Annotated in this window: 1 protein-coding gene and 3 pseudogenes; 3 read left to right on the top strand and 1 reads right to left on the bottom strand. The window is 41.1% G+C overall.

The genetic code is table 11. The features are described 5' to 3' along the window. A pseudogene (locus P5683_RS17235) lies at positions 1–86 on the bottom strand (IS607 family transposase); the annotation flags it as partial. 76 nt (positions 87–162) lie between these two features. On the opposite strand from P5683_RS17235, the pseudogene P5683_RS17230 reads away from it, so the two are divergent. From P5683_RS17230 to P5683_RS17220, 3 genes and pseudogenes are all read left to right on the top strand, one after another. After that, a pseudogene (locus tag P5683_RS17230) lies at positions 163–378 on the top strand (winged helix-turn-helix domain-containing protein); the annotation flags it as partial. A gap of 627 nt (positions 379–1,005) precedes the next feature. Further along, a complete protein-coding gene (locus P5683_RS17225) occupies positions 1,006–1,293 on the top strand; it encodes a hypothetical protein (protein ID WP_006624441.1) in 288 nt (95 codons plus the stop codon). Between the two features lie 92 nt (positions 1,294–1,385). Beyond that, positions 1,386–2,005 (top strand): annotated as a pseudogene (locus P5683_RS17220) (hypothetical protein); the annotation flags it as partial.

Raw genomic sequence — 2,005 nt, 5'->3', positions numbered from 1 at the left:
AAGCCATTGGAGTCCCATCTGCGGAGTATTCTTTCATGGACTCCAAGGATTTGGGCGGCTTCCTTGGGTTTGACATATCTGGCAATAGGTTTATCCTCAACCCTTCTCGCTTATTATACCATATTGCCCTAAAATATTAACCTAATTTGAGATTAAATCATGCTCCTATTGGAGACTTTTCTGCGTCACCCGGAACAGGTACTTAGTCGAGAACAGTTACTTGATCAAGTTTGGGGTTATGATTATGACCCCGGCTCTAATATCGTTGATGTTTATGTGGGGTATCTGCGGAAAAAATTGGGAAGCGATCGCATTGAAACAGTGAGAGGGATGGGTTATCGGTTATCTACTTCCCCCGCTTCCTCCAGTCAAATTTGACAGTGGGTGATATGATCTGCCATTTTTTGGGGAACAATTGATCCGGAGCGATCATCTTGTTTATAATTGTTTGGCTCGATTCAGATTGTTTAGGGGTTAACCTAAAATTCATCCCACTTCCAATTTAGTTTGATAATTAAAGGGTGTGTCCAAGCTCAAATTAGCCCCTAATTGCCTACGCATAAAATCCTTTTTTCGGGTTTTGTGCGAGTTGTGCTATGGTAAAGCGATCGCACTTTTGTAGATTAATAATTTTCTGACCAAGACTTCATGGATATCTTAAACAATACCCTTATAATGAGGGGTACAAACCGGAAACCCTCGGATTGCTGATCAGCCAAGTTCCTTGGCGACCAACCCCAGCTCAAGATCACATAAAACTGATCTAATGGTATATTACACCATGTCAACTTGTCGTTCTGGAACTATCTGTATATTAACAGGAGGCCATCTGTTCCCATTGCTCAGAAGTTGGACTACAACCCATCTGACTGCTTAGTGGTACATTGAGGACGTGATTATCCCCGATTATGCCGTTACAGCATTATAGGCTGTTGTGAGCCTCAGATGATAACTCTAAGTGATTTACCAGATCACAGATGGGTTAAATTTGAACTAAACCATTGATTGTTAATTATTCCAATTGAGGATTTTTCTAGCATGGACGAAGAACTTTTGACAACAGTCTTCCTAGAAGATGAGGAAATAGATGATATTTTCGACGATTTAGAGGCAGAAACTCCGTTTTTATTGCCTACAGAAAGTGTAGATGATCCGGCGGTAGAAGTTACTACCACAGCCACCCCTGTCAATCCGCTGAGTGAAGTAGTAAATCTTCGGGACTTTATTATCGAACAACTGTTTGATGAGGAAGTATATCTAGCTCAAAACCCTGACCTCGCACATTTAAATTAGAATTAGAATCAGCGGGTTTTCAGTTTAATGCACGGGAGCATTTTCTCGAATTTGGGAAATTTGAAGGTCGCGAATTTAGTGCTTTCTTCAGTGTGACTCGATACCTAGAGAAAAACACGGACCTTTCCCTAGTCATCAATCGTGAAGAAGCCTTCAGTCACTTCTTGGATTTTGGTCTGAATGAAGCTCGAGAATTTAGCGACTTTTTTAGCGCCAGTTTTTATGCAGAAGCGAATCCAGACTTGGCTGCTATTACCCAGGAAACTTTAGTTAGTAAGTTTGCTCACTTTTTGGGTTTTGGACAATTTGAAAATCGCCGTTTTAGCCGAGTATTTGATGCCAATACCTACCTACAACTTAACCCAGACGTTAGTCAGTTACTGCAAGAATCAGCTAACCTAGGTATACAAATTAGTGCCTTTAGTCATTTTATCACCAGGGGTCGGTCTGAAAATCGGCAGTTTAGCAATATCTTTGATGTGAGCGAATACCTGCAACTCAACCCCGATTTAGTTCCCTTTGTTGAAAGTGGGGAAATTAATGCGATCGACCACTGGGTAAGATTCGGTATTTCTGAACGGCGCGAGTTTAGTCTTTCCTTCTCGGTTTCCCAGGTTTTAAGAACTCTCAGCCTCAGCAGTTTAACTGAAATCAATATCTCGGAACTGTTTGCTCAAATAGAAAGTAATCTCGCTTTAATTCTTGAGAGTGA

It is taken from the genome of Limnospira sp. PMC 1279.21, from assembly GCF_032349615.1.
GTDB classification, from domain to species: domain Bacteria; phylum Cyanobacteriota; class Cyanobacteriia; order Cyanobacteriales; family Microcoleaceae; genus Limnospira; species Limnospira fusiformis.
Note: the sequence above shows the minus strand (reverse complement) of the source record. Positions and strands in the feature narration are given on the sequence as shown.